The sequence below is a fragment of the Xanthomonas sp. 3307 genome (assembly GCF_014199735.1).
GTDB lineage: Bacteria > Pseudomonadota > Gammaproteobacteria > Xanthomonadales > Xanthomonadaceae > Xanthomonas_A > Xanthomonas_A rydalmerensis.
Genome location: NZ_JACHOG010000002.1, coordinates 756,640 through 782,571 on the forward strand (window position 1 = coordinate 756,640; position 25,932 = coordinate 782,571).

Below are 25,932 nucleotides of genomic sequence, written 5' to 3' on the forward strand. Positions count from 1 at the left end.
ATCCCGTCACGCCTCCCACTCCGCCTCCCCGCTCTTCTGCAGAGACACCGCCATGACGTCCACCGCACCGTTCTCCCGCAACCTGCTCGCCCTGTCGCTGGGCCTGGCGCTCGCCGGCACCGCGCAGGCGCAGTCCACCCCGCGCTTCTCGACCCTGGCCCAGGCCACGCCCGGGCAATCCACGGTCTACGATGGCCTGATCGTGACCTACCGCGACGGCAGCAGCGCACGCCGCGATGCCAACGCTGCAGCCAGCACGCTCAACCAGGCCGCGCGCAGCAGCGCCGGCACCTGGGCCAGCACCTATCGGCAGAGCGTGCCAGCGCTGAGCCGGGTGCGGCGGCTGGCCACCGGCGCCGACCTGGTGCGGCCCAACCGCGCGCTGAGTCCTTCGCAGCTGGAGACGCTGATGACCAGCCTGCGCGCCGACCCCGCGGTGGCGCACGTCGAGCCGAACCTGATCCTCAAGCCGGTGCGCAGCACCGCGCAGGCCACGGCCAGTGCCGTCGCCGCGCCCAACGACCCGGGTTACGAGGTGCAATGGCACCTGCGCACGCCCGACGGCCACCTGGAAACGCTGGCGCCGGAGACCACCGGCTACGCCAACCGCGGCGGCATCGACCTGCTGCCGGCCTGGCAGTACGGCACCGGCCAGGGCGTGGTGGTGGCGGTGATCGACACCGGCATCACCGCGCATCCGGATCTGGACACGTCGCTGGCCAACGCCGGCTACGACTTCATCAGCGATGCGCTGATGTCCGGCCGCGCCAGCAACGGCCGCGCGGCCGGCGGCTGGGATACCGGCGACTGGACCACCGACGACAAATACCTGGTCGCCAACGGCGGCTGCGCGCAGCCGAACGAACAGAGCGACAGCTCCTGGCACGGCACCCACGTCGCCGGCACCATCGCCATGCGCACCAACAACGGCATCGGCATGGCCGGGATCGCGCCGGACGCGAAGATCCTGCCGATCCGCGCGCTCGGTCACTGCGGCGGCACCACCGCCGACATCGCCGATGCCATCGTGTGGGCGTCCGGCGGCCATGTCGACGGCGTGCCCGACAACACCAACCCGGCCGAAGTGATCAACATGAGCCTGGGCGGCGGCGGCAGCTGCGCGCAGGATTCGGTGACCGCCAACGCCATCTCCAGCGCCATCGCGCGCGGCAGCGTGGTGGTGGTGGCCGCTGGCAACGACAACGCCGACGCCGCGGCCTATTCGCCGGCCAGTTGCCCGGGCGTCATCAACATCGCGGCCACCGGCATCACCGGCGGCCGCGCGTACTACTCCAACTACGGCAACACCATCACCCTGTCGGCGCCCGGCGGCGGCGTCTACGCCAACGATGCGTCCAGCGGCTCGGGATCGGTACGTACCGGTCTGGTCTGGTCCACCCTCAACAAAGGCACCCATGGTCCGGACCAGCCTACCTACGCCGGCTATGCCGGCACCTCGATGGCCTCGCCGCACGTGGCCGGCGTGGTCGCGCTGGCGATCAGCGCTGCGATCAGCGCCGGCCGGCCGGTGCCGACGAGCGCGCAGATGCGCGACATCCTGACCCAGACCTCCAACGTGTTCCCGGTCAAGCCGACGCTGCGCATCGGTGCCGGCATCCTCAATGCCGGCAAGGCGGTGGCGCGCGCGGCCGGCGCCAGCGGCGGCGGCGAGGAAGCCACCGCCACTCCGATCGCACGCGGCACGCAGAGCAAGCTGTCCGCCGCGGCCGGCCAGGGCACGCTGTACCGCCTGGACGTGCCCACCAACGCGCGTAACCTGCAGATCCGCACCCTCGGCGGCAGCGGCCAATTGCGGCTGTACGTGCGCGCGGTGCGCGCGCCCAGCGCCGACGGCAGCGACGCCGACTACAGCTCGGTGCGCAACGGCACCACGCAGAATGTGCAGATGGCGGTGCCGGCCACCGGCAGCTACTTCTTCCGCCTGGTCGGCGGCAGCGGCGGCTACGCCAACGTGACCCTGTCGGTGAGCTACTCGGAGTGAGCGCACGACGCGGGCGCTGCCACGGCGGCGCCCGCGGTCACGACAGGTTGGCGACCTCGATCAGGTTGCCGTCCGGGTCGCGGAAATACAGCGACAGGATCGGGCCGATGGCGCCGGTGCGTTGCACCGGCCCGTCCTCGATCGGCACGGCGGCGGCCTGCAGTTCCTCGGCCACCTGCGCCAGTGGCGTGGTGGTGAGGAAGCACAGGTCGCCGGAACCGGGCGTGGGCACGCGCGCCTTCGGCTCGAATTCGCGGCCGGCGGCATGCAGGTTGATCTTCTGCCGGCCGAACGCCAGCGCGGTGCGGCCTTCGCCGAAGCGCTGCACCTGCATGCCGAGCACGCGCGTGTAGAACGCGCAGCTGGCCTCGATGTCGGCGACGGTGAGAACCAGATGGTCGAGGTGGTCGATCTGCATTGCGGATCCCCGTTGGCTGATGGCGGCGCGGCTCACTCGCCGCGCGGCGGATGCGGCCCGAAGCGGCCGTAAGGGCGGCTGTCGTCGGCGCCGCGGTGCAGCACCTGTGCAGCGACCAGGCCGATGCCCAGCAACACCAGGCAACAGGCGACCAGCGCATTCCAGCCGCCGTGCTGCCAGGCCGCACCGCTGAGCGAGCCGATCACGCTGGCACCGGCGTAGTAGGCCAGCAGGTACAGCGAGGCGGCATGGCTCTTGTGCTGGCCGCCCAGGCGTCCGACCCAGGCACTGGCCGCCGAATGCGCGACGAAAAAGCCGATGGTCAGCAGCACGATGCCGGCGATGATCGGCACCAGCGCATGCGCCAGGGTCAGCGCCACGCCCAGCGCCGCGGTGGTGATGCCGGCCAGCACCACCGGGCCGCGGCCGAAGCGATCCGACGCCGCGCCGGCGACCGACGAGGACACGATGCCGAACACGTAGGCGCTGAAGATCAGGCCGAGCTGGCTCTGGCTCAGTCCGAACTCCGGCCCGCCCAGGCGGAAGCCGGCGTAGTTGTAGACGCTGACGAACACGCCCATCGCCAGGAACGGGATCGCGAACAGCCACGGCAGATGGCGATCGCGCAGGTGCCCGCCCCAGGCGCGCAGGTGGAAGCGCAGGTTCACGCCCTGGCGGCGAACGAAATGCCGCGACGGCGGCAGCAGCAGGACGAAACCGATCGCGACCAGCAGATCCACCACGCTCAGCGTGCCAAGCGCGATGCGCCAGTCGAAATGGTCGGTGAGCATGCTCATGCCGATACGGCCGACCATGCCGCCGAAGGCATTGCCGGCCACGTACAGCCCGGTCGCCGCGCCGAGCCGGTTCGCCGGCAGTTCCTCGGCCAGGTACACCATTGCCACCGCCGGCACGCCGCCCAGGGCGATGCCGGACAGCGCGCGCACCACCACCAGGGAACCCCAGTGCGGCAGGCACGACGCCAACAGGTTGAGCAGCGCCGCCAACGCGATCGACACGAACATCAGGCCGCGCCGGCCCAGCGTTTCCGACACCGCGCCGGCGCAGAAGATCGCGATCGCCAGGCCGCCGGTGGCCAGCGACAGCGGCAGCGAACTGGTCGCGGCGCTGAGCCCGAACTCGTGCGCGAACTCGGGCAGCAACGGCTGCACGCTGTACAGCAGCGAAAAGGTGGCGAAGCCGGCAAGGAACAGGGCCAGGCGGATGCGCAGCAGCGGCGCATCGTCCACCGCCTGCACGGGCGGGCATTGGCTGGAAGCGTTCACGACGGACATCGTAGGAGTGGATGGAGGTGCAGTATTCGCCTGCGCCGACCCCACGTCCAATATATGATGCACCCACCCTCCATACGTGATGGATATGACGTGGAACTGCGCCATCTGCGCTATTTCCTGGCCGTGGCCGAGGTCGGCCATTTCACCCGCGCCGCGGCGCAACTGGGCATCCAGCAACCGCCACTGAGCCAGCAGATCCGCGCGCTCGAAGAGGAACTGGGCACGCCGCTGTTCGTGCGCACGCCGCGCGGCGCCGAGCTCACCGAAGCGGGGCACGCCTTCCGCACCGAGGCACGGCGCGTGCTGGCCGACCTGGAACGCGCCAGCGAGGCGGCCCGGCGCGCCGCGCGCGGCGAAAGCGGCGTGCTGCGGCTCGGCTTCACCGCATCGGCCGCATTCAATCCGGTCGTGCCCACGCTGGTGCGCGGCTTTCGCCGCGGCTGGCCGGCGGTGGCGTTGTCGTTGGAGGAAACCAATACCGCCGGCCTGCTCGCCGCGCTGCTGCAGGGCCGTCTGGATGCGGCCTTCATCCGCTACAGCGTGGTCACGCCGCCGGAACTGCAGTTGCTGAAGTTCCCCAACGAGCCGATGAAGATCGCGGTGCCGGCCGGGCACCGGCTGGCCAAGCGCAAGCGCGCGCCGCTGTCGGCCTTGGCTGGCGAACCCTTCATCCTGTTCCCGCGCAGCTTCGGCACCAGCCTGTACGACGAGATCCTCGACGCCTGCCGCCAGGCCGGCTTCGACCTGCGCATCGACCAGGAGGCGCCGCAGATGTCCTCCATCGTCAACCTGGTCGCCGCCGAACTGGGCGTGTCGGTGGTACCGGCCTCCACCACCCAGGTGCAGTTGCCCGGCGTGCGCTACCTGGACATCGAAGGCCGCGTGCCGATGGCGCGGCTGGCGCTGGCCGCGCTACCGGCCACCGTGCAGACGATGCCGATCGTGCGCCACCTGTGGCAGTTGGCGCAGGGGCATGCGGCGGGCAGGCGTGGGTAGTGGGTACTGCACTCTCCTAGCGGCAATGTAGGAGTGACTTCAGCCGCGAGCTTTTCCCGGTAGCGTCCATTACGACTAAAACCGGTTCTACAGCGCTTCTCATCCGAGAACCAGTTTTAAGGAGAGAGCAAAGGCTTTCGCCCTTTCGGGCGAGTTACTTTTCTTTGCTCGCGCAAAGAAAAGGTAACCAAAAGAAAGCGCGCCCTGCCTTGCGCCCTCCGCGCTGTGCGCTCCGGGTTCGCGGATGCACCGGGGATTCGCGGAAGGGGCATCCTGCCCCTGCCGCGAACGGCGCACGTCCCTGTGCGCCGCCCTTCGGGTTTTTCCCCGGCCCATCCGCCGCTGCGGAAGGGAACCCGGTAAGTCAAAAGCCAAAGCAACATCAACAGCAAAAGCAGAAGCTATTGCGGATACAGCGCATGCATACGTCATTGCACTGGTGATGCGCCTGCCTAGGCGCACGCCGGCACAGCCGCCTATACGCCACGCACAACCGCGCCTGCAGCTTCTTCCGGAACCAGGGTGATTGCGTGTCCACCACGATCAACAGCCGACATGGGCCGCCACGTGCAGCGCATTCGCTGGCGGACACTGCAATGACGCAGGCGTGCGCAGCAGTCGCAGTCGCCTCGGCCTTTGCTGTTGATGTTGCTTCGGCTTTTGACTTACCGGGTTCCCTTCCGCAGCGGCGGCCAGCCCGGGGAAAAACCCCGAAGGGGCGGCGCACAGGGACGTGCGCCGTTCGCGGCAGGGGCAGGATGCCCCTTCCGCGAATCCCCGGGATGGACGCGGACCCGGAGCGCGTTAGCGCGGAGGGCGCGAGGCAGGGTGTGCTTTCTTTTGGTTACTTTTCTTTGCACAAGCAAAGAAAAGTAACTCGCCCGAAAGGGCGAAAGCCTTTGCCTTTGCCTTTGCCGTTGCTGCTTGAGATTTGCGCTTCGGACAAGCACAACCGCAAGAGTCGGCTTAGCAGCGACAGGCTCTATCGGTGAAGCCCGTCGCGGCTGAAGCCGGTCCTACGAGAGCATGAGCGCGCTCAGCCCAGGTGCGTGCGCACGGCCTCGTCGATCTTGGCCGGCGGCACGAAGCCGGGGACGCGCGCCACTTCCTCGCCTTGGCGGAACAGCATCAGGGTCGGGGTCTGGCGCAGGCCCTGGGCGCGGAAGAAATCCTCGCCCACGTCTTCCATCTTCACCTTGAGCAGGGTCACGCCCTGCGCACTCTCGCCCTCGGCGAAGCGCTCCAGCGACTTGTCGAGCATGCGGCAGCCCGGGCAGTTGTCCTTGTTGAAATCGGCCAGCACACGCGGGTGGGCGGCGAGCGCATCGGCGAACTGTTCGGCGCTGGAGACGGTGATGGTGGTGAGCATGGAACGGAACCTTGTCTGATGTCGGAAGAAGCCCGGCGTACGATGGCGACACCGGCAATGCCAGGAAAACGAAGGAACGACGACGGCGTCAGCCGCTGCCCTGCAGCGGCAACACCCTCGCAGCGAATCCGCCCGCACCGGCGGACGGGGGCTCGGCAGCGGCCACTGGCACGGCATCTGCCGACGACGCCCGCCCCGCGCGCAACGCCAACACCTGCGCGCACCAGGCGTCGATGGCCGCGTTGTCGCGGTCGCCATGCGGCATCTGCTCGATCTCAAGCAACGGATAGGCGCTGTCGAAGAACCGCGCGATGCGCTTCACGGCCCCGCAGTAGTACTCCAACCCCCACTGCGTCTCGCCGGTACCGAACGCAGCCACCTCGATCGTCTTGCCGGTCGCCTCGACCAGCTCGGCGATGTAGCGCTTCATCTCCGCCGGCGTGCGCCCGGCGTTGTCGCTCCAGCTGCCGAGCAGGTGCAGATCGAAGTCCGCCGCGCGCGCGTCATCGCCGAGCGCGCCCTGCAGCGTCTGCAGGTCGGTATGGATCCAGGTCACCGCGTGCCCAGCCGCCTCGCACTGCGCATGCACGCGGCGGGCGACGTCGCGGGTGTTGCCGCTGAGCGAAGCGTAGGCGAGCAGGATACGCATGGAGCCGGGATTGGGGAGTCGGGATTGGGGATTCGAAAGAGCGGGTCGACGTGGTTTCCACCCGTCGCGCAGAACAAATTCCTGCGCACGGGATCAGAGACTGGGAAAAGCGGGTTCCACGTTGCTGCTACGAATCCCGAATGCCGAATCCCAAATCCCGGCCCCTCAAAGATCGTCGAAACCGTTGTCCGAGTTGGTCTTCTTGTAGCTGGCGTTGCGCATCTCGAAGAAGTCGGTCTTGGTCTCGGTGAAGTTGTCGGCGTAGGCCTTGATCCACGGCATCACGTTGTCGCTGGCGCCGCTGTACAGCTTCTCGATGCCGAGCATGCCGGACATCTTGTTGGCGCGGTACTTCACGTACTGGATCATTTCGTCCACGTCGATGCCCTCGATGCCGTCGAGCACTTCCGAGGACCACTCGGTCTCCAGGCGGATCGCGTGTTCGAAGGCCTGGTGCACGTAGTCGGTCAGCTCGTTGGTCTGCAGCTCGGCGTTCTCGCCGATGATGGCGCGGATCAGCTCGCTGATGAACTTGGTGTGGGCCAGTTCGTCGCGGTTGATGAAGCTGATGATCTTGCCGGTGCCGGTCATGCGGTTCTGCCGCACCAGGTTGTAGAAATACGCGAAGCCGGAATAGAAGTTGATGCCTTCCAGGATCGAGGACTGGATCAGCGAGCGCAGCAGGGTCTCTGCGGTCTTCTCGCGCATGAAGTCGTCGTAGGCCTGCATGATCGGCTGGTTGCGCGCGATGATGGTCGGATGCGTGCGCGCGATCTCGAACACGCGGTTCTGGTCGGCCAGGCCGGCGATCGACGCCAGCACGTACGAGTAGCTCTCGTTATGGATCACTTCCTGCTGGCCGATGATCGCGGCGTTGGCGTGCGCGGCCGGGTCGGTGATGTATTCGGCGACGTTGTAGATGAAGCGCGTCTGCGGCGAATCCAGCGTGGCCAGCAGGCCGATGATCGAGTCGTAGGCGTTCTTCTCGCGCGCCGACAACTCCCCGTACTGCTTGGCATCGCCCTTCATGTCCACTTCGTCGGGGATCCAGAAGTTGGTCGACAGTTCCTTGTACGCCCGGTAGAAGGACGGGTATGGGATGTCGTTCCAGTTGAGGATGCCGCTGGTGGTGCCGTTGATGATGCCGGTGGAGCGGTTGGGGTGCAGCGGTTCGAGGATCTTGATGCGGTCGAGCGCGATGGCCATGGATTTGCTTCGTCAAGTCGGGTGAACGGCGCCGGCGGGAGGCGCGGGAATGCGAAACGCACGGCGGCCATGGGCCGCCGCGCGTCGGTGGCGTCAGACGCCGGCGATCAGCTCGAGCACCACTCGCACTCGCTGATGTCGATGTCGTTGGAACGCACGTAGTAGGTGGTCTTCAGGCCTTCCTTCCACGCGGTCATGTGCAGGTCCAGCAGGGTGCTGGCGCGGATGCCGCTGGGCACGTAGAAGTTGAAGCTGATCGACTGGTCGACGTGGCGCTGGCGGCGCGCGTTTTGGCGCACGCTGGCGAACTGGTCGACCTTGTAGGCGCCCTTCTCGTAGTACGGATAGGTGTCCACGGTCAGCCCCGGCGCCACCACCGGACGGCGGAAGTCCTTCTTCTCTTCGTAGTAGAACGCGCTGTAGATCGGGTCGATCGACGCGGTGGAGCCGGCGATCTGGGCGGTGCTCATGTTCGGCGCCACCGCCACCATCCAGGCGTTGCGCACGCCATGCACGCTCACCTGCGCGGCCAGTTCCTGCCACTCGGCGCTGTCGTAGCCGCGCTTGCTGAAGTACTCGCCGTTCTGCCAGTCGCTGCCCTTGAACACCTTGTACGCGCCCTTCTCCTTGGCCAGCGCCAGGCTCGCCTGGATGGTCAGGTAGTTGATGCGCTCGTACAGCTCGTCGCTGTAGTCTTCGGCCGCACGCGAGTTCCAGTCGATGCCCTTCTGCGCCAGCAGGTGGTGCCAGCCGAAGGTGCCCAGGCCGATCGCGCGGTACTTCTGGTTGGTGATGGTGGCCTGCGGCACCGGCAGCTCGTTGAGGTCGATGACGTTGTCGAGCATGCGCACCTGCACGCGGATCAGCCGCTCCAGGATGTCCGGCGACAGCAGGTCCGGCTGCGCGGTGACCGCGCGGCCCAGGTTCACCGAGGACAGGTTGCACACGACGAAGTCGCCGGCCTGCTTGGTGGTGACGATCTGGTCGCCGCTGATCATCTCCTGGATGACCCGCGTCGGGCTCATGTTCTGCAGGATCTCGGTGCACAGGTTGCTGGAATAGACCATGCCCTGGTGCTTGTTCGGGTTCATGCGATTGACTTCGTCGCGATAGAACATGAACGGGTTGCCGGTCTCCAGCTGGCTGACCATGATCCGCTTGAACATGTCGATGGCCTTGACCACCTTGCGGCCGATACGCTCGTCGGCCACCACTTCCTCGTAACGCGCGCGGAAGCTGCCTTCGCCGCGCTTCTCGTCGAAGAAGTCCTGCAGGTACCAGCCCTTGACCTCCTTCACCTCGTGCGGGTCGAACAGGTACCACTCGCCGCGGCGCTCAACCGCTTCCATGAAGATGTCCGGCACGCACACTGCGGTGAACACGTCGTGCGCGCGCAGGCGCTGGTCGCCGTTGTTCAGGCGCAGGTCCAGGAACGCCTCGATGTCGCGGTGCCAGATGTCCAGGTACACGGCGATGGCGCCCTTGCGCTGGCCGAGCTGGTCCACCGACACGGCGGTGTTGTTGAGCTGCTTGATCCACGGCACCACGCCGCCGCTGGAGTTCTTGACGCCGCGGATCGCCGAGCCGGAGGAACGCACGTAGCCCAGGTAGGCGCCGACGCCGCCGCCGTGCTTGGACACGCGCGCCACGTCGGTGTTGGAGTCGTAGATGCCCTGCAGGCTGTCGTCGACGGTGTCGATGAAGCAGCTCGACAGCTGCCCGCCGATCTTGCCAGCGTTGGCCAGGGTCGGGGTGGCCACGGTCATGTACAGGTTGGACAGCGCCCAGTAGGCCTCGCCGACCAGCTGCATGCGGCGCTCGCGCGGCTTCTCGTCCTGCATCAGGTACAGGGCGATGGTCAGCCAGCGCTCCTGCGGCAGTTCGTAGACCTTGCGCGAGTTGTCGGTGGCCAGGTAACGCGTGGCCAGCAGGTACAGGCCGTTGTACGCGAACAGCTTGTCGCGCTCCGGATCGATCATGCGGCCGGCTTCGGCCAGTTCGTCCTTGGAGTAGTTCTTGAGGATGTCGATCGAGTACACGCCGCGGTCGGCCAGGCTTTCCTGCAGGCCGACGTAGGAGCCGTACTTCTCGCCGGCATCGTAGAAACGGTTCTTGCTGGCGCGCTTGTACAGGCGGTCCAGGTACAGGCGCGCGGCGAAGTACTCCCACTCCGGCGTGGCGATGTCCACGCGCGACTCGGCCTCGCGGATCAGGTAGTCGACCATGTCGTCGGCCGACAGGCTTTCCCTCTTCTCGATGAAGGCGAAGGCCTTGCGCTCGTAGTCGCTCACGTCCAGCTGCGGGAACTCGGCGTGGATCCGGTCCAGGGTGCGCTGCAGGCGCGAGCGGTCGAAGGCCATGCGGCGGTTGCCGCCGTCCTTGACGATCCAGGTCACGGCGCGCTGGTCGTTGCTCGGCTCGCTGCTGGCCGGCTCCGGCTGGGCGGTGGCGGCAGTGGCGGCGGCGGTCGTGGGGTCGACGGCGGCGTCGACGGACGCGGTGGCCGGCAGGCTGTGGGTCTGGCTCATGAAGGTCTCCAAGCGTGGTGCACGCGGCCGCCCGACCCTCGCAGGCAGCGGTCCGACCGGGTCCGAAGGGGGCAGGCGGTGTCGCGAAGACTGCAAACGGCGCAGGCACCGGGCCTGCGGGCGGTCATCGCTGCACCGACCATCTCCCCCCGGAGATCGCGCGGTCGGCGCCGCGCGGTGTGCTTCGCGCGGCTGTCGGCAGGTCTTCGGGCTGATGGGCAACGGCCGTGGCCGGTTCCTAGCCCGTCGCTTCCCAAGGCGGGCGCCTCAGTGCGGATGACGGGTTCGTTCCCAATTACCGCTGCGGGGCAGCGCCGGAATTGGCGTTGGCACGCCGCACCGGCTTCCCTTTTGATCCCGCGGCTTGGGGCCGCCGGAACCGACCACCCCAAGATAGTGTGGTCGGTCGACGACGTCAACGCTAAATATGGGTCAAATTACGAAAACCTAAGCCTGGCAACGGTTTGCCGTCGGCAGCCGGTTTCGGCCCCGCCGCGGAGAACGTTCGCGGCCATAACGGGGCCGTGAAGCCGGGCCCCGGAAAGGGCCAAGATGCCATCGAAACGGCCCGCCGGCCGCCCGGCGCGCGCCCTCCCCGGCCATCCGCGCCGCCGGTCGGCTCAGTCGCCTTGCTTGTGCTTGTGCGGCTTGAGGGATTTCGTGTTTCCCGGAATGTCCTTGTTGTCCCGCTGACGCCGATCCGGCTTGCCGGTGCTCTTTGCGATGCGCTTGGGGCCAGGCTTGATGCCCATCATCACACTCCACGGGGGGTCGACCGAAGCAATCGAAGCCACATCTTCAACGTGCAGCGGCCTCAGGCCGCCATGCACTGCTGCAACAGCAACGGCAGCGCCACCGCCGCGCTGTCGCGCCAGTGCAGATCGGCGCGCACCGACAGCGCGCTGGGTTCGGGGTTGATCTCGACCACGCAGGCGCCGCGCTCCTTGGCCTGCAGCGGCAGGCTGGCGGCCGGATAGACCAGGCCGGAACTGCCGATCACCAGCACCAGGTCGGCGGCGTCCGCCGCGGTCTGCGCGCGCGTCCACTCCGCCGCCGGCAGCGCTTCGCCGAACCACACCACGCCCGGGCGCACCGTGCCGCCGCAGGCCGCGCACACCGGCGGCGCCAGGCGCTGGCTCGGCGTGTGCACGTCCACCGGCGGCAGCAGCCCGCGCCAGGGCTGGCCGCAGTCGCTGCAGCGCAGCGCCGACAGGCGGCCGTGCACGTGCGCGGCGACCTCGCTGCCGGCGCGCTGGTGCAGGTCGTCCACATTCTGGGTCACCAGCGTGGTGTGGCGGACCTCGGCCAGGCGCGCCAGCGCAAGATGCCCGGCATGCGGCTGCGCCAGCGCCACGATCGCCATGCGCCAGCGGTACCAGCCCCAGACCAGGGCCGGGTCCGCGCGCCAGGCGTCCTCGGTGGCCAGTTGCTCGGGATCGAAGCGCGACCACAGGCTGTCGTCCTGGCCGCGAAAGGTCGGCACCCCGCTCTCGGCGGACATGCCGGCACCGGTCAGCACCAGCACACGACGCGCGCCCTGCAGGAAGGCGGCGACGGTCTCGGCGTTGTAGGCGGAACTGAGCATGGCGCGCCCGATTTGATGGAGCGCAAACTATTACATTGACGTAGGGCGGCCTCAATGTGCGCGGCAACACTCGCGGCACCCGCAACGCGAACGGGCGGCCACTGGCCGCCCGTCGCTTACCGCCATGGACCGGCGCACGCACCGGCCAAGACATCCCGCTCGCTGGCTCAGCCGAGCACGACCAGCTTGACGTCGATATTGCCGCGGGTGGCGTTGGAGTACGGGCACACCTGGTGCGCCTTCTCCACCAGCGATTCCAGCGTCGCACGCTCCACGCCCGGCGCCGCGATGCGCAGTTCCACCGCGATACCGAAGCCGCCCGGGATCTGGCCGATGCCGACATGGCCCTCGATGTTCGTCTCGGCCGGCAGCGTCACCTTCTCCTGCCCGGCGACGAACTTCAGCGCGCCGATGAAGCAGGCCGAGTAGCCGGCCGCGAACAGCTGCTCCGGGTTGGTGCCGTCGCCGCCGGCGCCGCCCAGCTCGCGCGGGGTCGACAGCTTGACGTCCAACGCCTTGTCGGGGGTGGCGGCGCGGCCGTCGCGGCCCCCGGTGGCGGTGGCAGTGGCGGTGTAGACGATGGTGGTCGGTGAAGCCATGGTGGTTCTCCTTGGAGGGTGGCGCCGCGGCGCCATGGGTGTAGAGGGGATGGGGTGATCGGAGCCGGAATCGCTCAGGGCGCGGCCAGCAACTTGCCGCGGACCTCTTCCAGGTCGTGCTTGAGCCGGGTCAGTTGCTGCAGGTCGCAGGCGACCGCGCACAGCACGCCTTCCGGCACTGCCTGCGCACGCGCACGCAGGGCCTGGCCCTCGGCGGTCAGCGCGATCAGCACGCGGCGCTCGTCCTCGGCGGCGCGGCGGCGGGTCAGCAGGCCGACCGCCTCCAGGCGCTTGAGCAGCGGGGTCAGCGTGGCCGAATCCAGGAACAGCTTCTCGCCGATGTCCGAGACACTGCAGCCGTCCTGTTCCCACAGCACCAGCATCACCAGGTACTGCGGATAGGTCAGGCCGAGCTCGCCCAGCAGCCCGCGGTAGAGCTTGTGCATCGCCAGGTTGGCCGAATACAGCGCGAAGCACAGCTGGGTGTCCAGCTTCAGCAGCGCGGTGGCGTCGGGGGGAGAGTTGCGGTCCATGGGAGGAGATATTACATAGCGTGCAATTCAATCGCAAGCGATATTTTTGCCGGTGCTAACTTCCGGCTGAAGCGGTCGGCGTCCTGCCACTGCGCCGCTGCTGGCGCAGGATTACGCTGCCGCGCAGCCCGAGGAGTCTCCGCATGCGCGCATCGTTCCTGCTGCTAGCCGCGCTTGGCGGTGCGCCCGCCGCCGTCGTGCCGAACACCCTGCCCGCCGGCCCGGTGCTGGTCGGCGCCGGCGCCGACGCGCTGGCGCGTGAAACCCGTCGCCAATGCCCAACGGTGCCGACCGACCGGCTCACCCCGGCCGACCTGCTCGATGCCGAGGACACGTTTCGCGACGGGCTGTCGGTGGCGCAGCGCCAGGCCATGGACCGGCAGTTGCCGCAGGACGGGGCGTTCGGCCCGGCCCGCTGCGCACGCAGCGAAGGCGGCGCCAGTTGCCCGGCGGCCGCCTATCTGGAGGAGATTGCGGGCGCGGGCCTGATGCCGCGCTTCGTCGCCGGGCTGTGTGCGCCCGGCGCAGTGCGCTGAGCGCGCGCCGGCGCTCCTGCGTTCAGACCCGGTGCGCGGCCGACAGGTACTCGGCGCTCTGCATCTCGATCAGCCGCGAGGCGGTGCGTTCGAAGGCGCCGGCCAGGCGCTCGCCGGTGTACAGCGACGGCGGAGGATCCTGCGCGGTGCAGACCAGGTTGACGTGGCGGTCGTACAGCTCGTCGATCAGGTTGACGAAGCGCCGCGCCGCGTCCTCGTTCATGCGGTCGAAGTGCGGGATGCCGCCGAGCAGCACGGTGGTGAACTCGTGCGCGATCTCGATGTAGTCGCTGGGACCGCGCGGGCCTTCGCACAAGGCGACGAAATCGAACCAGACGATGCTCTTGCCGCGCGCGCGCACCGGGATCTTGCGCCCTTCGATCTCGATGTTGCCGCGGCGCGCCTCGGCCTTGCCGGTCAGCTCGCTCCAGCGTTGCTCCAGCCAGGCGTCGCTGTCCTCGGCCAGCGGCGCGCGGTACACCGGCGAGCGGGTCAGCGCGCGCATGCGGTAGTCCTCGGTGCCCTCGGCGTACAGCTCCACGCAGTAGGTCTGCAGCAACGCGATCGCCGGCAGGAAACTGTCGCGCTGCAGGCCGTTGAGGTACAGGTTCTGCGGCGCGGTATTGGAGGTGGTGACCAGGGTCACGCCCTCGGCGAACAGGCGCTCGAGCAGGCGCGACAGCAGCATCGCATCGCCGATGTCGGTGACGAAGAACTCGTCCAGCACCAGCACGCGCAGCCGGCTGCGCCACTCCTGTGCGATCTTGGCCAGCGGATCGCTCTGCCCGGCATGCGCGCGCAGGCGCTCGTGCACGCCGCGCATGAAGCGGTGGAAATGGGTGCGGTACTTCCGCGTGATCGGCAGGCCGTCGTAGAACAGATCGACCAGGAAGGTCTTGCCGCGGCCGACCCCGCCCCAGAAGTACAGGCCGCGCACCGGCTCGGGCTTCTTCCAGAACGCCGACAGGCGGTCCAGCCAGCCGTCCTGGTCGCCATCCACGATCGCGACGTGGATGCGGTCCAGTTCGGCCAGCGCCGCATGCTGGGCCGGATCGTCGCGCCAGTCGCCGCGCGCCACGCCCTCGGCGTAGCGCTGCGACGGCAATGCCGCCGCGCTCACGCCTGTGCCGCCGGCAGCCAGCCCTTGACCGCGTGCTGCAGCGCGCCGCGCAGGTCGATCAGCTTGCGATGGAAGAAGTGGCTGGTGTCGGGCATGCGCACCAGCTCCGGCTGCGCTTCCAGGGTCTCCAGCCAGTCGTACACGGCCTGCGGATCGACGATCTCGTCGGCCTCGCCCTGGATCACCAGCCACTGCGGCGGCGGCACCATCTCGGAAAAATCCCAGCGCCCGGCCGGCGGCGCGATCGAGATCAGCACCTGCGGCTGCAGCGCGGCGCTGGCGCGCAGCGAGACATAGGCGCCGAAGCTGAAACCGGCCAGCCACAGCGCGTCGTGCGGGCGCTGCGCGCGCACCCAGGCGGCCACCGCGGCCAGGTCCTGCTGCTCGCCCTCGCCGTGGTCGAAGCTGCCGGCGGAGGCGCCGACGCTGCGGAAGTTGAAGCGCACCACGTGCACGCCCAGTTCGCGCAGCGCGCGCGCGACCATCGTCACCACCTTGTTGTGCATGCTGCCGCCCTCGGTGGACAGCGGATGGCAGACGATGGCGGTGACCGGCAGCGCGGCGACGTCGGCGTCGGGCAGATCGACCGCGGCCTCGATCGGGCCGGCGGGGCCTTGCAGCGTCACTGGGCCGGAGGCGGTGGGGAAAGCGGGAGAGGTCATGCGGTCATAATACCGGGGCTGGGTCGTGGCCACATGCGGATGCGGTGCACGCAGCGTTCTTTTTCCCTTCCCGATCCGGATCCCGCGTGTGGTCTTCGTTCTGCTGAGTGTGGTGTGCAGCGTGCTGGTCTCGGCCCTGCTGAAGCTGGCGTCGCAACGGCGCCTCGACCTGGCCCAGGCGGTGACCTGGAACTACCTGGCGGCGCTGCTGCTGTGCGCGGCCCTGCTGCAGCCGCCGCTGGCCGCGCTGGGCGGCGCGCACACGCCGTGGGCGTCGCTGCTGGCCCTGGGCGTGCTGCTGCCGGGCATCTTCCTGGTGCTGGGCCGCGCGGTGGCCAGCGCCGGCATCGTGCGCACCGACGCGGCGCAGCGGCTGTCGCTGCTGCTGTCGCTGGCCGCGGCCTTCCTTTGGTTCGGCGAACACGCCAACGGCGCCAAGCTGGCCGGCCTGGCGCTGGGCCTGCTGGCCATCGCCGGCATCGTGCAGCGGCCGGACACGACGCCGCGCAGCGCCGCAGGCACCGCGCCGTGGCTGTTGCTGGTGTGGGTCGGCTTCGCCGCGATCGACGTGCTGCTCAAGCGCATCGCCCAGGCCGGCACGCCGTTCGCCGCCTCGCTGCTGGTCGCCTTCGCGCTGGCCTTCGCGCTGCTGCTGGGCGTGCAGCTGTGGCGCCACCTGCGCGGCACCGACCCGCTGGCCTGGCGCAACCTCGGCGCCGGCCTGCTGCTGGGCGCGCTCAACTTCGGCAACATCCTGTTCTACGTGCGCGCGCACCAGGCCCTGCCGGACAGCCCCGCCAGCGTGTTCGCGGCGATGAACCTGGGCGTGATCGGCCTGGGCACCCTGCTTGGCGTCGCCGTGTTCGGCGAACGCACCAATCGCTGGAACCGCCTCGGCCTGCTGCTGGCGGTGCCGGCGATCGTGCTGATCGCGATGGGTGCGCGCGGCTAGCCCTCAGCGCCCACTGCGCATCCAACTCGCGAGTGACGAATCCCAATCGCCTCGGCGCATCCACACGGGAACGGACCGCCGCAAACCAGTCGGCTACACCGGGACCGCCCCTATACGCGTTGATCGTTTGACGCAGGCAACTAACTCTCAGCGCCCGCACCCCGCTCTTACGATTCCCCAATCCCGATTCCCGATTCCCAGCCCCTCAGCGCCTCCACACCGGAAACGGATCCTCCAACCCCTGCCACGCCACCGGCCCCTGCCGCAGCTCGGCGTCGTCGAGCAGGCAGGCATCGAGTTCGGCGCGCACCCGTGCCGCGTCCAGGCCGACGCCGATCACCGCCAGTTCCTGGCGACGGTCGCCCCATAGCGGATGCCACATCGCCCGCAGCGCCGCGTACTCGCGCGCATCGCCGACCTCCTCGGCCTGCGGCGGCGGCGCGTTCCAGCACGCGGTCTGCTGGCGCTGCCAGCCCAGCTCGGTATACGGCAGCGGCGACGGCGGCAGCGCCAGCGGCGTGTCCAGCAGGCCGCGGTCCACGCGCTCGCGCGCCGCATACCAGAAGCCGGCGGCCTGGGTCTGGGTGGCCGCGCCGACGATGGACAGTTCGCCGACCCAGTCCATGCGGCTGGCCAGCCAGAAGAAGCCCTTGCTGCGGATCACGTCGCGCAGGCCGCGCTGCGCCAGCCGCGCGAAGCGCAGCGGGTGGAACGGCCGGCGCGCGCGATAGACGAAGCTTTCGATGCCGAACTGCTCGGTCTCCGGCGCATGCTCGCCGCGCAGCGCCTGCATCCAGCCCGGCGCAAGCTGTGCGCGCACGAAGTCGAAGCGGCCGGTGTCCAGCACCAACTCCAACGGCACGTCGCCGCGGCTGGCCTCGACGATGCGTGCATCGCGGTTGAGCGCACGCAGCACCGCGCGGGTGCGGTCGAGGGTGGCCGCTTCCGCCAGGTCGGCCTTGCTGATCACGATCACGTCGGCGAACTCGATCTGCTCCACCAGCAGGTTGACCAGCCCGCGGTCGTCGTCGGCCCCGGCCTGCAGCCCGCGGTCGGCCAGCCGCTCTGCCGAACCGAAGTCGCGCAGGAAGCTGACCCCGTCGACCACGGTGAGCATGGTGTCCAGGCGCGCGACATCGGCCAGACCGCGGCCGTCGGCATCGCGCACGGCGAAGGTGGCCGCCACCGGCATCGGTTCGGAGATGCCGGTGGATTCGATCAGCAGGTAGTCGTAGCGCCCGCTCTCGGCCAGGCGCTGCACTTCCTGGCGCAGGTCGTCGCGCAGCGTGCAGCAGATGCAGCCGTTGCTGAACTCAACCAGCGTCTCCTCGGTGCGGCTGAGCGCGGCGCCGCCGTCGCGGATCAGCGCCGCGTCGATGTTGACCTCGCTCATGTCGTTGACGATCACCGCCACGCGGCGGCCGTCGCGGTTGTGCAGCACGCGGTTGAGCAGGGTGGTCTTGCCGGCGCCCAGGAAGCCGGACAGCACGGTGACGGGAAGGCGGCGATCGGAAACGGTGGAGATGGACATGGCGGGCATCGGCGCGAAGGCGTGGCGGACTGGAAATGTTACTATATAACAATTGATGCACTGGAGTGGACGTCGATGAAATCCCTGCCGCAATCCTTCTTCGATGCCTCGGCGATGGTGTTGTCCGGGCTGTGCCTGCTGCACTGCCTGGCGTTGCCGTTGCTGGCCGCGGCGCTGCCGCTGTTCGGGGTCTGGGCCGAGGCCGAATGGGTGCACGTGCTGTTCGTCACGATCGCCGCGCCGTTGGCGGGGTTGGCGCTGTGGCGCGGGCATCGGCGCGACGCGCTGCCCTGGCCGCTGTGGACGCTGGCGGCGCTGGGCCTGCTCGGGCTGCTGGCCGGCGCCTTCGGGATTCCCGACGAGGCCAGCGAGACCGCGATGACGGTGTGCGGCAGCCTGGCCCTGGCCGGTGCGCATCTGTGGAACTGGCGCCGACACCGGCAGCGTTGTCGGCATTGAGCGCGGGCGCAGGCGCGTGCTGGATGCGGCGTAGCGTGCGGTCGCCGAGCGGCAATCAGGTCCGAGGCGCAGTTTGCTGTCGCTGTCGCCTTGGCAGTTGCCGTCGCCTCTGCTGTTGCTGACGCTTTGGCAGTTGCCGCTGTTTCTGCCGTTGCCGTTGCTGTTGCTGTTGCTGTTGCTGTTGCTGTTGCCGTTGCTCTGGCTTTTGACTTACCGGGTTCCCTTCCGCAGCGGCGGATGGACCGGGGAAAAACCCGAAGGGCGGCGTACATGGATGTACGCCGTTCGCGGCAGGGGCAGGATGCCCCTTCCGCGAATCCCCGGTGCATCCGCGGACCCGGAGCGCGTAGCGCGGAGGGCGCGAGGCAGGGCGCGCTTTCTTTTGGTTACCTTTTCTTTGCGCGAGCAAAGAAAAGTAACTCGCCCGAAAGGGCGAAAGCCGTTGCTGTTGCTCGAAGTTTGTGTGTCAGGCGAGAAGGTCTGTAGGAGCGGCTTTAGCCGCGACAGGCAGAATGGACTCGCGCTGTCGCGGCTAAAGCCGCTCCTACAATTCAGCGGCCGCCGACGTAGCAGCAAGTGCAAGAGCAAAGCTTTCGCCTTGCGGCGAGTTACTTTTCTTTGCTTGTGCAAAGAAAAGTAACCAAAAGAAAACACACCCTGCCTCGCGCCCTCCGCGCTGGCGCGCTCCGGGTCCGCGTCCATCACGGGGATCCGCGGAAGGGGCATCCTGCCCCTGCCGCGGACGGCGCACGTCCATGTGCGCCGCCCCTTCGGGGTTTTTCCCCGCGCTGGCCGCCGCTTCGGAAGGGAACCCGGCAAGTCAAAAACAAGAGCCAAAGCTAAGCAACAACAACGGCAACTGCCAAGGCGGCAGCAACAGCCGATGCTGTCGCTCTATCGCGCAAAGCACCGCATCTACCGACTTCGATTGGCACAACGGCAAAACGCGCAGCCAACGCCGTGAAAGACACCAGCACTCCTTCAGGATCGCTGGTGACACGCAAGGCAGGACGCGCAGCGCGCAGTCCTCCCGAAACGCAACGCAGCGCAACTCCGCATGACGGCAGTCGTACGCGTTGCAAACAACAGGAGCCCAGATAGGGACGTCCCGCAAATCGAGGATGGGGAAAAGGAGGCCGACGAACGGCTTTTTCCGATTCCCCATTCCCGTTTCCCCATTCCCAGCCCTACAGATCAAACCCCAGCAACAACGGATCGTGGTCCGAACTGCGCCACGGGCCGGGCAGATCGCGCTCGCGATAGCCATCGCTGTCGGGCAGGTCGGCGTTGACGTGCCATTCGGCGGCGCCGCGCAACCGCGCTGCCAGCGCCGGGCTCAGCAAGGCGTGGTCGAGGCGGCCGCTGAGACCGCGGTAGACGAAGCTGTAGGGCTGCGCGACATGCGCCTCCTGCAGCGCGTCGCGCCAGCCGGCGTCGCGCAGCAGGCGTAGGGGGTCTTCCATCGCGTAGGCGTTGAAATCGCCGAGCAGCACGCTGGACGTGCTGCCGGTGCCGGTGGGGTCGCTGCGCAGCCAGGCGTCCAGGCGCCGCGCCGACTCGGTGCGGGTCGCGTTCCAGCAGCCCTGGCCGTCGCCGCGGTCGGCATCCGCACCGCTGGCTTCGCCGCAACCCTTGGACTTGAAGTGGTTGGCCACCACCACGAACGGCGCACCGCTGCCGTGGCGGAAAGCCTGCGCCAGCGGCACCCGGCTGTGCTCGGCGAACGGGCCGCCTTCCAGCATCGCCGGCTTGCCCACCGGGCTCACCCGCGAGGCGCGGTAGATCAGGCCGACCCGGATCGGGTTGTTGCCGGGGCCGTGCCCGGCATCGACGAAGCGCCAGTCGCCGCCGCCGGCGTTGAGCGCGTCGACCAGGCTGGCAATCGCCGAGGTCGGGCCGTAGCCGTCGTTCTCCAGTTCCATCAGCGCGGCGACGTCGGCCTGCAGCGGACGGATCGTCGCCACCAGCTTGCGCAGCTGCGCCTGGAACTCGGCCGCCGTGCGTGCACCACGCAGGGTCGGGAAGCCGCCGCCGCGGCCATCGCCGTTGAAGAAGTTCTCCAGGTTGAACGCGGCGATGCGCAAGGTACCGTCGACCTGCGGCGGCGCCGGTTCCGGCGGCGGCGTCAGCTGCAGCGCAGCGGTCGGGTACAGCCGCGCGACGCCGTCGATCACCCCGCCGACGATGCCCTCCACGTCCTGCACTGCGCTGCCTGCGCGTGGTGGTGCGGCGGCGCTACCCAGATAGTCCGGGAGTTTTGCCGTTGCCGTTGCCGATGTTGATGTCGGAGCCGGAGCCGGAGCCGGAGCCGGAGCATCGAGCGTGCCCAGCCGCAGCCCGCGCCGCGCGTTGTCGGCGACGACCGCCGCCTGCTCGGCGCTGCCGGGCGCGGCCACTTCGCTGGGCTGCCACAGGCGCCCGCCGAAGGCCACGCCGAGTTCGCCGGTCTTGCCCAGGGCATCGTTGTCGACCACGGTCAGCGGCGCGGCGATGCGCACGCGCATGCCGGCCAATGCCGACCAGTCGCCCGGCGCCGCGTCGAGCACCTGCAGCGGCAAGGGCTGCGCCCGCGCCAGCACGGTGTGGCCCTGCTCCAGCACGCTGCGCCCGACGAATGCGGTGCCGGCCTTGGCCGAGGCAGCGGCCTGCGGCGCCAGTTCGCCCCACACCCGCACGCGGTCGCCCGGGGCCAGGCTGCGCTCGGCATCGCCGCGCACCAGCAGCGCGTCGGCGGTCAGCGGATCGTCGTCGCCGGCATCCTGCACCAGGTAGCCGCTGCCGCCGGCCTCCACCCGTGCGGTGACCACGCCCTCGAACACCACGCCCTGCGCCTGCGGGCCCGGGCGCAACTGCCCGATCGGCAGCAATGTCGGCGGCGTCAGCGCCTGCGCGGCGGGGGCTGCGACCAGCAGCAACAACGACAACAACGATGGCGGCGGCATGCGCATGTGATCACTCTCCTTGTTTGCGCCGGCACGCGACGGGCGCGGAAACGAATGCGCCGCCCGAAGGCGGCGCAGTGGCGTGCGGGAGGCGCAAGGTTACTTCAGGTTGGCCAGCATCCAGTCCACGGTGGCGTGGATCTGCTCCTCGGTCAGCCCGGGATTGCCGCCCTTGGGCGGCATGATGCCGCCGTCGGGGCCGGTATAGCCCTCGATGGCATGCTTGTAGAGCGTCTCCTTGCCCTGCGCGACGCGCTTGTCCCAGTGCGCATGATCCAGCGTCGGCGCCTTGCCCACGCCCGTGGTGTGGCAGGCGGTACACAGGTTGTTGAAGATGGTCTTGCCGTCGGTGGTGCCGCCGTAGGCCGCCTGCGCCGAGGCCTTGGCCAGCGCCGCCGCCTGGGCGGCGGCCTGCGCCGCGGCGCCGGTGCTGCCGGCATAGACCGCGCCGACCGGCGCGATGCGTTCCTCGGTGCGCTTTTGCGCGATCGGCGACACCTCCGGCGGGATGGCCCGCTGCAGGTAATGCGCGAACACGATCAGGCCGATAGTGATCAGCACCAGCAGGCCGATCACCATCGAGAAGCGCTTGAGAAATTCGAGGTCGTAATTCCGCACATCACACCCCTTTGGCACGTGGTAATCCGGACCACCGCTACGCGACCGAGTATAGCCAGCGTTTGCGCCGCGCGGCACGCCGCAATGGCACGGAATCGCAGGCGATGCGTGCTGCATCGCAGCAGTTCGGCGCAGGCGGCATGGCGTCGGCTCAGGCGCTGCCCACCGCGCGCAGGCAGAACCCGCACACCGCCTCGACCAGGCGCTCGCTGTCGCGCGGGCCGTCGCGGCTGGGCGCGGTCGGGCCGACCAGGGCCTCGGTATAGGCGCCGACCAGGCATGCGGCCGCCGCATCCAGGTCCTGCGCGGGGAACTCGCCCGCGGCCACGCCGTCGGCCAGGATGCCCTTGAACACGTCGCCGAGCAGGCGCCGGCAGCGGATGCGCTCGGCGTCCACCTCCGGCTCCACCGGCTCGGCGATGAAGGCGTAGGCCAGGCCGGGGCCGGCCAGGGCGCGGCGCACGAATGAGGCGATGGCGTCGCGCAGGCGCTGCGCGGCCGGCGCCGGCGCGGCGGCGATGGCACGCAGGATGGTCAGCTCGTATTCAACCGCCGCGGTCAGCACCTCCACGAACAGTTCGGCCTTGGACGGGAAATGCCGGTAGATCAGCCCGGTCGAGACCCCGGCCTCGGCCGCCACCGCGGTCACCGGGGCGCCGCGGAAGCCGTCGGCGGCGATCAGCCGGCGCGCCGCCAGCAGGATCCGCTGGCGGTTGCCGGCGAGGCGTTCTTCCATCAGGGCGGAGCGTTTGTAGGCCATGGCGTGATTCTAAGTTCAATTAATGAATTTCTGTTCACTTCTTTGCCGTTCCCGGCTACGCTGGGCGCTCTTGCCCGGCGCGGGTCCGATTCTAGGCGCCGCCGGCCACCCGCCATTCCCGGAGTTGCCGCCATGCTGATGCCGTCGTTGAATTTCGAGTTGGGCGAGGAGGTCGACCTGCTGCGCGACAGCGTCGCCGCCTTCGCCGCGCGCGAGATCGCGCCGCTGGCCGAGCAGGCCGACCGCGACAACGCCTTCCCTGCGCCGCTGTGGCGCAAGCTCGGCGAGCAGGGCCTGCTCGGCCTCACCGTCGAGGAGGAATACGGCGGCAGTGCGATGGGCTACCTGGCGCACGTGGTGGCGATGGAGGAGATCTCGCGGGCCTGCGGCGCGATCGGCCTGTCCTACGGCGCGCATTCGAACCTGTGCGTGAACCAGTTGCGCAAGAATGCCAGCCCGGCGCAGAAGGCGCGCTACCTGCCCAAGCTGTGCAGCGGCGAGCACGTCGGCGCGCTGGCGATGAGCGAGCCGGGCGCCGGCTCGGACGTGGTGTCGATGAAGCTGCGCGCCGAGGCCCGCGGCGACCGCTACGTGCTCAACGGCAACAAGATGTGGATCACCAACGGCCCCGACGCCGACGTACTGGTGGTCTACGCCAAGACCGACCCGAGCGGCGGCGCGCGCGGCATCACCGCATTCATCGTCGAGAAGGGCATGCCCGGCTTCAGCACCGCGCAGAAGCTGGACAAGCTCGGCATGCGCGGCTCCAACACCTGCGAGCTGGTGTTCCAGGACTGCGAGGTGCCGGCGGAGAACGTACTCGGCGAAGTGGGCGGCGGCGTGCGCGTGCTGATGTCCGGCCTGGACTACGAGCGCGTGGTGCTGTCCGGCGGTCCGCTGGGGCTGATGGCCGCGGCGCTGGACGTGGTGCTGCCGTACGTGCACGAGCGCCGCCAGTTCGGCGAGCCGATCGGCAGCTTCCAACTGATGCAGGGCAAGCTGGCCGACATGTACGTGGGCCTCAACGCCTGTCGCGCCTATGTGTACGCGGTGGCGCGCGCCTGCGACGCCGGCCGCACCACTCGCCAGGATGCCGCCGGCGCCATCCTCTACGCCGCCGAGAAGGCGACCTGGCTGACCGGCCAGGCGATTCAGGTGCTGGGCGGCAACGGCTACATCAACGACTATCCCACCGGACGGTTGTGGCGCGACGCCAAGCTCTACGAGATCGGCGCGGGCACCTCTGAGATCCGTCGCATGCTGATCGGCCGCGAGTTGTTCGAGCGGACCAAGTGATGCGCTGCGAAACAGGTATCGGCCGAAAGACCGTTCCGACGTCACCGCGCCGGGGCTGAAGCCCCTCCCACATTCGCCGCCCAGCCTTCCCTCCTCCCTCCACGGCCCAGCCATGAGCGCGATCCAGACCCAGTTGCAACCCGGCAGCGACGCCTTCGCCGCCAATGCCGCCGCGCTGCGCGCGGTGGTCGACGACCTGCACGCCACCCAGGCCCGCATCGCCCTGGGCGGCAGCGAAGCCGCCCGCGCCAAGCACCAGGCGCGCGGCAAGCTGCTGGTGCGCGAGCGCATCGATGCTCTGCTCGACCCGGGTAGCGCGTTCCTGGAGATCGCGCCGCTGGCGGCGCTGGGCCTGTACGACGACGAGGTGCCGTGCGCCGGCGTGGTCGCCGGCATCGGCCGCGTCTCCGGCGTGGAATGCGTGATCGTCGCCAACGACGCCACGGTCAAGGGCGGCACCTACTACCCGATCACGGTGAAAAAGCACCTGCGCGCGCAGGAGATCGCCCAGCAGAACCGGCTGCCGTGCATCTACCTGGTCGATTCCGGCGGCGCGTTCCTGCCGCTGCAGGACGAGGTGTTTCCCGACCGCGACCACTTCGGCCGGATCTTCTACAACCAGGCCAACCTCTCGGCACAAGGCATCGCCCAGATCGCCTGCGTGATGGGTTCGTGCACCGCCGGCGGCGCCTACGTGCCGGCGATGAGCGACGAGACGGTGATCGTGCGCGAGCAGGGCACCATCTTCCTCGGCGGTCCGCCGCTGGTGAAGGCGGCCACCGGCGAGGACGTCAGCGCCGAGGAGCTGGGCGGCGCCGACGTGCATACGCGCATCTCCGGCGTGGCCGACCACTTCGCCGACAACGACCTGCAGGCGCTGGCGCGGGTGCGCGCGATCATCGCCCAGCTCAACTGGCGCAAGCCGGCGCCGGCGCTGGCGCTGCGCACGCCGGAGCCGCCGCTGTATCCGGCCGAGGAACTGTACGGGGTGATCCCGGCCGACCCACGCAAGCCGTTCGACGTGCGCGAGGTGATCGCGCGGGTGGTGGACGGCTCGCGCTTGGACGAGTTCAAGGCGCGCTACGGCACGACGTTGGTCACCGGCTTCGCGCACGTGCACGGCTATCCGGTCGGCATCGTCGCCAACAACGGCATCCTGTTCTCCGAGTCGGCGCTGAAGGGCGCGCACTTCATCGAGCTGTGCGCGCAGCGCGGCATCCCGCTGGTGTTCCTGCAGAACATCACCGGCTTCATGGTCGGCCGCAAGTACGAGCACGGCGGCATCGCCAAGGACGGCGCCAAGCTGGTGATGGCGGTGGCCTGCGCCAAGGTGCCCAAGTTCACGGTGGTGATCGGCGGCTCGTTCGGCGCCGGCAACTACGGCATGTGCGGGCGCGCGTATTCGCCGAATTTCCTGTGGATGTGGCCGAACGCGCGCATCGGGGTGATGGGCGGCGAGCAGGCGGCGAGCGTGCTGGCGACGGTACGCCGCGACGGCATCGCGGCCAAGGGCGGGCAGTGGTCGGACGAGGAAGAGGCGGCGTTCAAGGCGCCGATCCGCGATCAGTTCGAGCGCCAGGGTCATCCGTACTACGCCAGTGCGCGGCTATGGGACGACGGGGTGATCGATCCGGCGCAGACGCGGCGGGTGTTGGGGCTGGGGCTGTCGGCGGCGTTGAACGCGCCGGCGGAGCCGAGCCGATTCGGGGTGTTCCGGATGTGAGCGGGGGCATGCGCTCGCGGTGGCAGGCGCGTGCGCGCCGGGAGCGGCGGTGGCCATGCAGGTGGTCGCTGACGATTCCGGCAGCGGTGTGCCCTGCAATGGCACTTGCGATCGGCTGCGCGGCCACGGTAGACGCGATGACCTTCGCTTTTG

At 69.1% G+C, this 25,932-nt stretch carries 23 protein-coding genes and 1 riboswitch; of the genes, 7 read left to right on the forward strand and 16 right to left on the reverse strand.

Annotated features, from left to right (window positions below; translation table 11 throughout):
* Window positions 1-52 precede the first annotated feature (52 nt).
* A complete protein-coding gene (locus tag GGR64_RS08240) occupies window positions 53-2,002 on the forward strand; it encodes a S8 family serine peptidase (RefSeq protein WP_184645067.1) in 1,950 nt (649 codons plus the stop codon).
* Window positions 2,003-2,039: 37 nt separating this feature from the next.
* Here the strand turns inward: GGR64_RS08240 and GGR64_RS08245 are convergent, their stop codons facing one another.
* A complete protein-coding gene (locus GGR64_RS08245; RefSeq protein ID WP_184645069.1) occupies window positions 2,040-2,420 on the reverse strand; it encodes a VOC family protein in 381 nt (126 codons plus the stop codon).
* Window positions 2,421-2,452: 32 nt separating this feature from the next.
* Window positions 2,453-3,706 (reverse strand): MFS transporter, encoded by a 1,254-nt coding sequence (locus GGR64_RS08250; RefSeq protein ID WP_160968431.1) that lies wholly within the window; start codon window positions 3,704-3,706, stop codon window positions 2,453-2,455.
* Between the two features lie 99 nt (window positions 3,707-3,805).
* Between GGR64_RS08250 and GGR64_RS08255 the strand changes: the two genes are divergently transcribed.
* On the forward strand, window positions 3,806-4,711 hold the full coding sequence (locus GGR64_RS08255; protein ID WP_160968429.1) for a LysR family transcriptional regulator: 906 nt from the start codon (window positions 3,806-3,808) through the stop codon (window positions 4,709-4,711).
* Window positions 4,712-5,747: 1,036 nt separating this feature from the next.
* Here the strand turns inward: GGR64_RS08255 and GGR64_RS08260 are convergent.
* The 8 genes from GGR64_RS08260 to GGR64_RS08290 form a co-directional block, all read right to left on the reverse strand.
* Window positions 5,748-6,080, reverse strand: a complete 333-nt coding sequence (locus GGR64_RS08260) for a thioredoxin family protein (protein ID WP_148827238.1) — start codon at window positions 6,078-6,080, stop codon at window positions 5,748-5,750.
* An 88-nt stretch (window positions 6,081-6,168) separates the two neighbouring features.
* Window positions 6,169-6,729: a flavodoxin gene (locus tag GGR64_RS08265; RefSeq protein WP_184645071.1), complete on the reverse strand. Its 561-nt coding sequence runs from the start codon at window positions 6,727-6,729 to the stop codon at window positions 6,169-6,171.
* A 165-nt stretch (window positions 6,730-6,894) separates the two neighbouring features.
* Window positions 6,895-7,935 (reverse strand): ribonucleotide-diphosphate reductase subunit beta, encoded by a 1,041-nt coding sequence (locus tag GGR64_RS08270; protein ID WP_010340146.1) that lies wholly within the window; start codon window positions 7,933-7,935, stop codon window positions 6,895-6,897.
* Window positions 7,936-8,042: 107 nt separating this feature from the next.
* A complete protein-coding gene (locus GGR64_RS08275) occupies window positions 8,043-10,463 on the reverse strand; it encodes a ribonucleoside-diphosphate reductase subunit alpha (RefSeq protein WP_160968423.1) in 2,421 nt (806 codons plus the stop codon).
* A gap of 179 nt (window positions 10,464-10,642) precedes the next feature.
* A riboswitch (cobalamin riboswitch) is annotated at window positions 10,643-10,862 on the reverse strand.
* A gap of 221 nt (window positions 10,863-11,083) precedes the next feature.
* Window positions 11,084-11,218 (reverse strand): hypothetical protein, encoded by a 135-nt coding sequence (locus GGR64_RS20820; protein ID WP_260302951.1) that lies wholly within the window; start codon window positions 11,216-11,218, stop codon window positions 11,084-11,086.
* A gap of 59 nt (window positions 11,219-11,277) precedes the next feature.
* Complete coding sequence (locus GGR64_RS08280) at window positions 11,278-12,048, reverse strand: NAD-dependent deacylase (protein WP_160968421.1); 771 nt, start codon at window positions 12,046-12,048, stop codon at window positions 11,278-11,280.
* A 167-nt stretch (window positions 12,049-12,215) separates the two neighbouring features.
* Window positions 12,216-12,647 (reverse strand): organic hydroperoxide resistance protein, encoded by a 432-nt coding sequence (locus GGR64_RS08285; protein ID WP_160968419.1) that lies wholly within the window; start codon window positions 12,645-12,647, stop codon window positions 12,216-12,218.
* A gap of 74 nt (window positions 12,648-12,721) precedes the next feature.
* On the reverse strand, window positions 12,722-13,180 hold the full coding sequence (locus tag GGR64_RS08290) for a MarR family transcriptional regulator (protein WP_184645073.1): 459 nt from the start codon (window positions 13,178-13,180) through the stop codon (window positions 12,722-12,724).
* 143 nt (window positions 13,181-13,323) lie between these two features.
* Between GGR64_RS08290 and GGR64_RS08295 the strand changes: the two genes are divergently transcribed.
* Entirely contained in the window at window positions 13,324-13,716 is a 393-nt protein-coding gene (locus GGR64_RS08295; protein ID WP_184645075.1) for a hypothetical protein, read from the forward strand.
* Between the two features lie 22 nt (window positions 13,717-13,738).
* Here GGR64_RS08295 and zapE read toward each other — a convergent pair whose 3' ends face one another.
* Both zapE and GGR64_RS08305 read right to left on the reverse strand, forming a co-directional pair.
* The gene (zapE, locus tag GGR64_RS08300) at window positions 13,739-14,836 is read right to left on the reverse strand and encodes a cell division protein ZapE (RefSeq protein WP_160968414.1); all 1,098 of its coding nucleotides are present in this window, start codon (window positions 14,834-14,836) and stop codon (window positions 13,739-13,741) included.
* Window positions 14,833-15,498, reverse strand: coding sequence for a CocE/NonD family hydrolase (locus tag GGR64_RS08305; protein WP_184645077.1), 666 nt, complete (start codon window positions 15,496-15,498; stop codon window positions 14,833-14,835). The genes zapE and GGR64_RS08305 overlap by 4 nt, the downstream gene beginning before the upstream one ends.
* Window positions 15,499-15,586: 88 nt before the next feature.
* Here GGR64_RS08305 and GGR64_RS08310 point away from each other — a divergent pair, with 88 nt between their 5' ends.
* Window positions 15,587-16,450, forward strand: coding sequence for an EamA/RhaT family transporter (locus tag GGR64_RS08310; RefSeq protein WP_184645079.1), 864 nt, complete (start codon window positions 15,587-15,589; stop codon window positions 16,448-16,450).
* 205 nt (window positions 16,451-16,655) lie between these two features.
* On the opposite strand, the gene GGR64_RS08315 is transcribed toward GGR64_RS08310, so the two are convergent.
* Window positions 16,656-17,981: a GTP-binding protein gene (locus tag GGR64_RS08315; protein WP_184645081.1), complete on the reverse strand. Its 1,326-nt coding sequence runs from the start codon at window positions 17,979-17,981 to the stop codon at window positions 16,656-16,658.
* Window positions 17,982-18,056: 75 nt separating this feature from the next.
* On the opposite strand from GGR64_RS08315, the gene GGR64_RS08320 reads away from it, so the two are divergent.
* Window positions 18,057-18,440, forward strand: a complete 384-nt coding sequence (locus GGR64_RS08320) for a MerC domain-containing protein (RefSeq protein WP_184645083.1) — start codon at window positions 18,057-18,059, stop codon at window positions 18,438-18,440.
* A 1,187-nt stretch (window positions 18,441-19,627) separates the two neighbouring features.
* Here the strand turns inward: GGR64_RS08320 and GGR64_RS08325 are convergent.
* From GGR64_RS08325 to GGR64_RS08335, 3 genes are all read right to left on the reverse strand, one after another.
* Window positions 19,628-21,388, reverse strand: a complete 1,761-nt coding sequence (locus tag GGR64_RS08325) for an ExeM/NucH family extracellular endonuclease (protein ID WP_184645085.1) — start codon at window positions 21,386-21,388, stop codon at window positions 19,628-19,630.
* 93 nt (window positions 21,389-21,481) lie between these two features.
* Window positions 21,482-22,000 (reverse strand): c-type cytochrome, encoded by a 519-nt coding sequence (locus tag GGR64_RS08330; protein WP_184645086.1) that lies wholly within the window; start codon window positions 21,998-22,000, stop codon window positions 21,482-21,484.
* A 151-nt stretch (window positions 22,001-22,151) separates the two neighbouring features.
* Window positions 22,152-22,760, reverse strand: a complete 609-nt coding sequence (locus tag GGR64_RS08335; RefSeq protein WP_184645087.1) for a TetR/AcrR family transcriptional regulator — start codon at window positions 22,758-22,760, stop codon at window positions 22,152-22,154.
* Window positions 22,761-22,892: 132 nt separating this feature from the next.
* On the opposite strand from GGR64_RS08335, the gene GGR64_RS08340 reads away from it, so the two are divergent.
* Complete coding sequence (locus tag GGR64_RS08340) at window positions 22,893-24,056, forward strand: isovaleryl-CoA dehydrogenase (RefSeq protein ID WP_184449777.1); 1,164 nt, start codon at window positions 22,893-22,895, stop codon at window positions 24,054-24,056.
* A 112-nt stretch (window positions 24,057-24,168) separates the two neighbouring features.
* Window positions 24,169-25,779 carry a carboxyl transferase domain-containing protein gene (locus GGR64_RS08345; RefSeq protein ID WP_184645088.1) on the forward strand — a complete coding sequence of 537 codons (1,611 nt, stop codon included), beginning with the start codon at window positions 24,169-24,171 and terminating at the stop codon, window positions 25,777-25,779.
* Window positions 25,780-25,932 lie beyond the last annotated feature (153 nt).

Excerpts from the sequence above, each read along its gene's own strand:
- GGR64_RS08240 (WP_184645067.1), top strand. The coding sequence starts at position 53 with ATGACGTCCACCGCACCGTTCTCCCGCAACCTGCTCGCCCTGTCGCTG.
- GGR64_RS08245 (WP_184645069.1), bottom strand. The coding sequence starts at position 2,420 with ATGCAGATCGACCACCTCGACCATCTGGTTCTCACCGTCGCCGACATC.
- GGR64_RS08260 (WP_148827238.1), bottom strand. The coding sequence starts at position 6,080 with ATGCTCACCACCATCACCGTCTCCAGCGCCGAACAGTTCGCCGATGCG.
- GGR64_RS08265 (WP_184645071.1), bottom strand. The coding sequence starts at position 6,729 with ATGCGTATCCTGCTCGCCTACGCTTCGCTCAGCGGCAACACCCGCGAC.
- GGR64_RS08270 (WP_010340146.1), bottom strand. The coding sequence starts at position 7,935 with ATGGCCATCGCGCTCGACCGCATCAAGATCCTCGAACCGCTGCACCCC.
- GGR64_RS08275 (WP_160968423.1), bottom strand. The coding sequence starts at position 10,463 with ATGAGCCAGACCCACAGCCTGCCGGCCACCGCGTCCGTCGACGCCGCC.
- GGR64_RS20820 (WP_260302951.1), bottom strand. The coding sequence starts at position 11,218 with ATGATGGGCATCAAGCCTGGCCCCAAGCGCATCGCAAAGAGCACCGGC.
- GGR64_RS08280 (WP_160968421.1), bottom strand. The coding sequence starts at position 12,048 with ATGCTCAGTTCCGCCTACAACGCCGAGACCGTCGCCGCCTTCCTGCAG.
- GGR64_RS08285 (WP_160968419.1), bottom strand. The coding sequence starts at position 12,647 with ATGGCTTCACCGACCACCATCGTCTACACCGCCACTGCCACCGCCACC.
- GGR64_RS08290 (WP_184645073.1), bottom strand. The coding sequence starts at position 13,180 with ATGGACCGCAACTCTCCCCCCGACGCCACCGCGCTGCTGAAGCTGGAC.
- GGR64_RS08295 (WP_184645075.1), top strand. The coding sequence starts at position 13,324 with ATGCGCGCATCGTTCCTGCTGCTAGCCGCGCTTGGCGGTGCGCCCGCC.
- GGR64_RS08305 (WP_184645077.1), bottom strand. The coding sequence starts at position 15,498 with ATGACCTCTCCCGCTTTCCCCACCGCCTCCGGCCCAGTGACGCTGCAA.
- GGR64_RS08315 (WP_184645081.1), bottom strand. The coding sequence starts at position 17,981 with ATGTCCATCTCCACCGTTTCCGATCGCCGCCTTCCCGTCACCGTGCTG.
- GGR64_RS08320 (WP_184645083.1), top strand. The coding sequence starts at position 18,057 with ATGAAATCCCTGCCGCAATCCTTCTTCGATGCCTCGGCGATGGTGTTG.
- GGR64_RS08325 (WP_184645085.1), bottom strand. The coding sequence starts at position 21,388 with ATGCGCATGCCGCCGCCATCGTTGTTGTCGTTGTTGCTGCTGGTCGCA.
- GGR64_RS08335 (WP_184645087.1), bottom strand. The coding sequence starts at position 22,760 with ATGGCCTACAAACGCTCCGCCCTGATGGAAGAACGCCTCGCCGGCAAC.
- GGR64_RS08340 (WP_184449777.1), top strand. The coding sequence starts at position 22,893 with ATGCTGATGCCGTCGTTGAATTTCGAGTTGGGCGAGGAGGTCGACCTG.
- GGR64_RS08345 (WP_184645088.1), top strand. The coding sequence starts at position 24,169 with ATGAGCGCGATCCAGACCCAGTTGCAACCCGGCAGCGACGCCTTCGCC.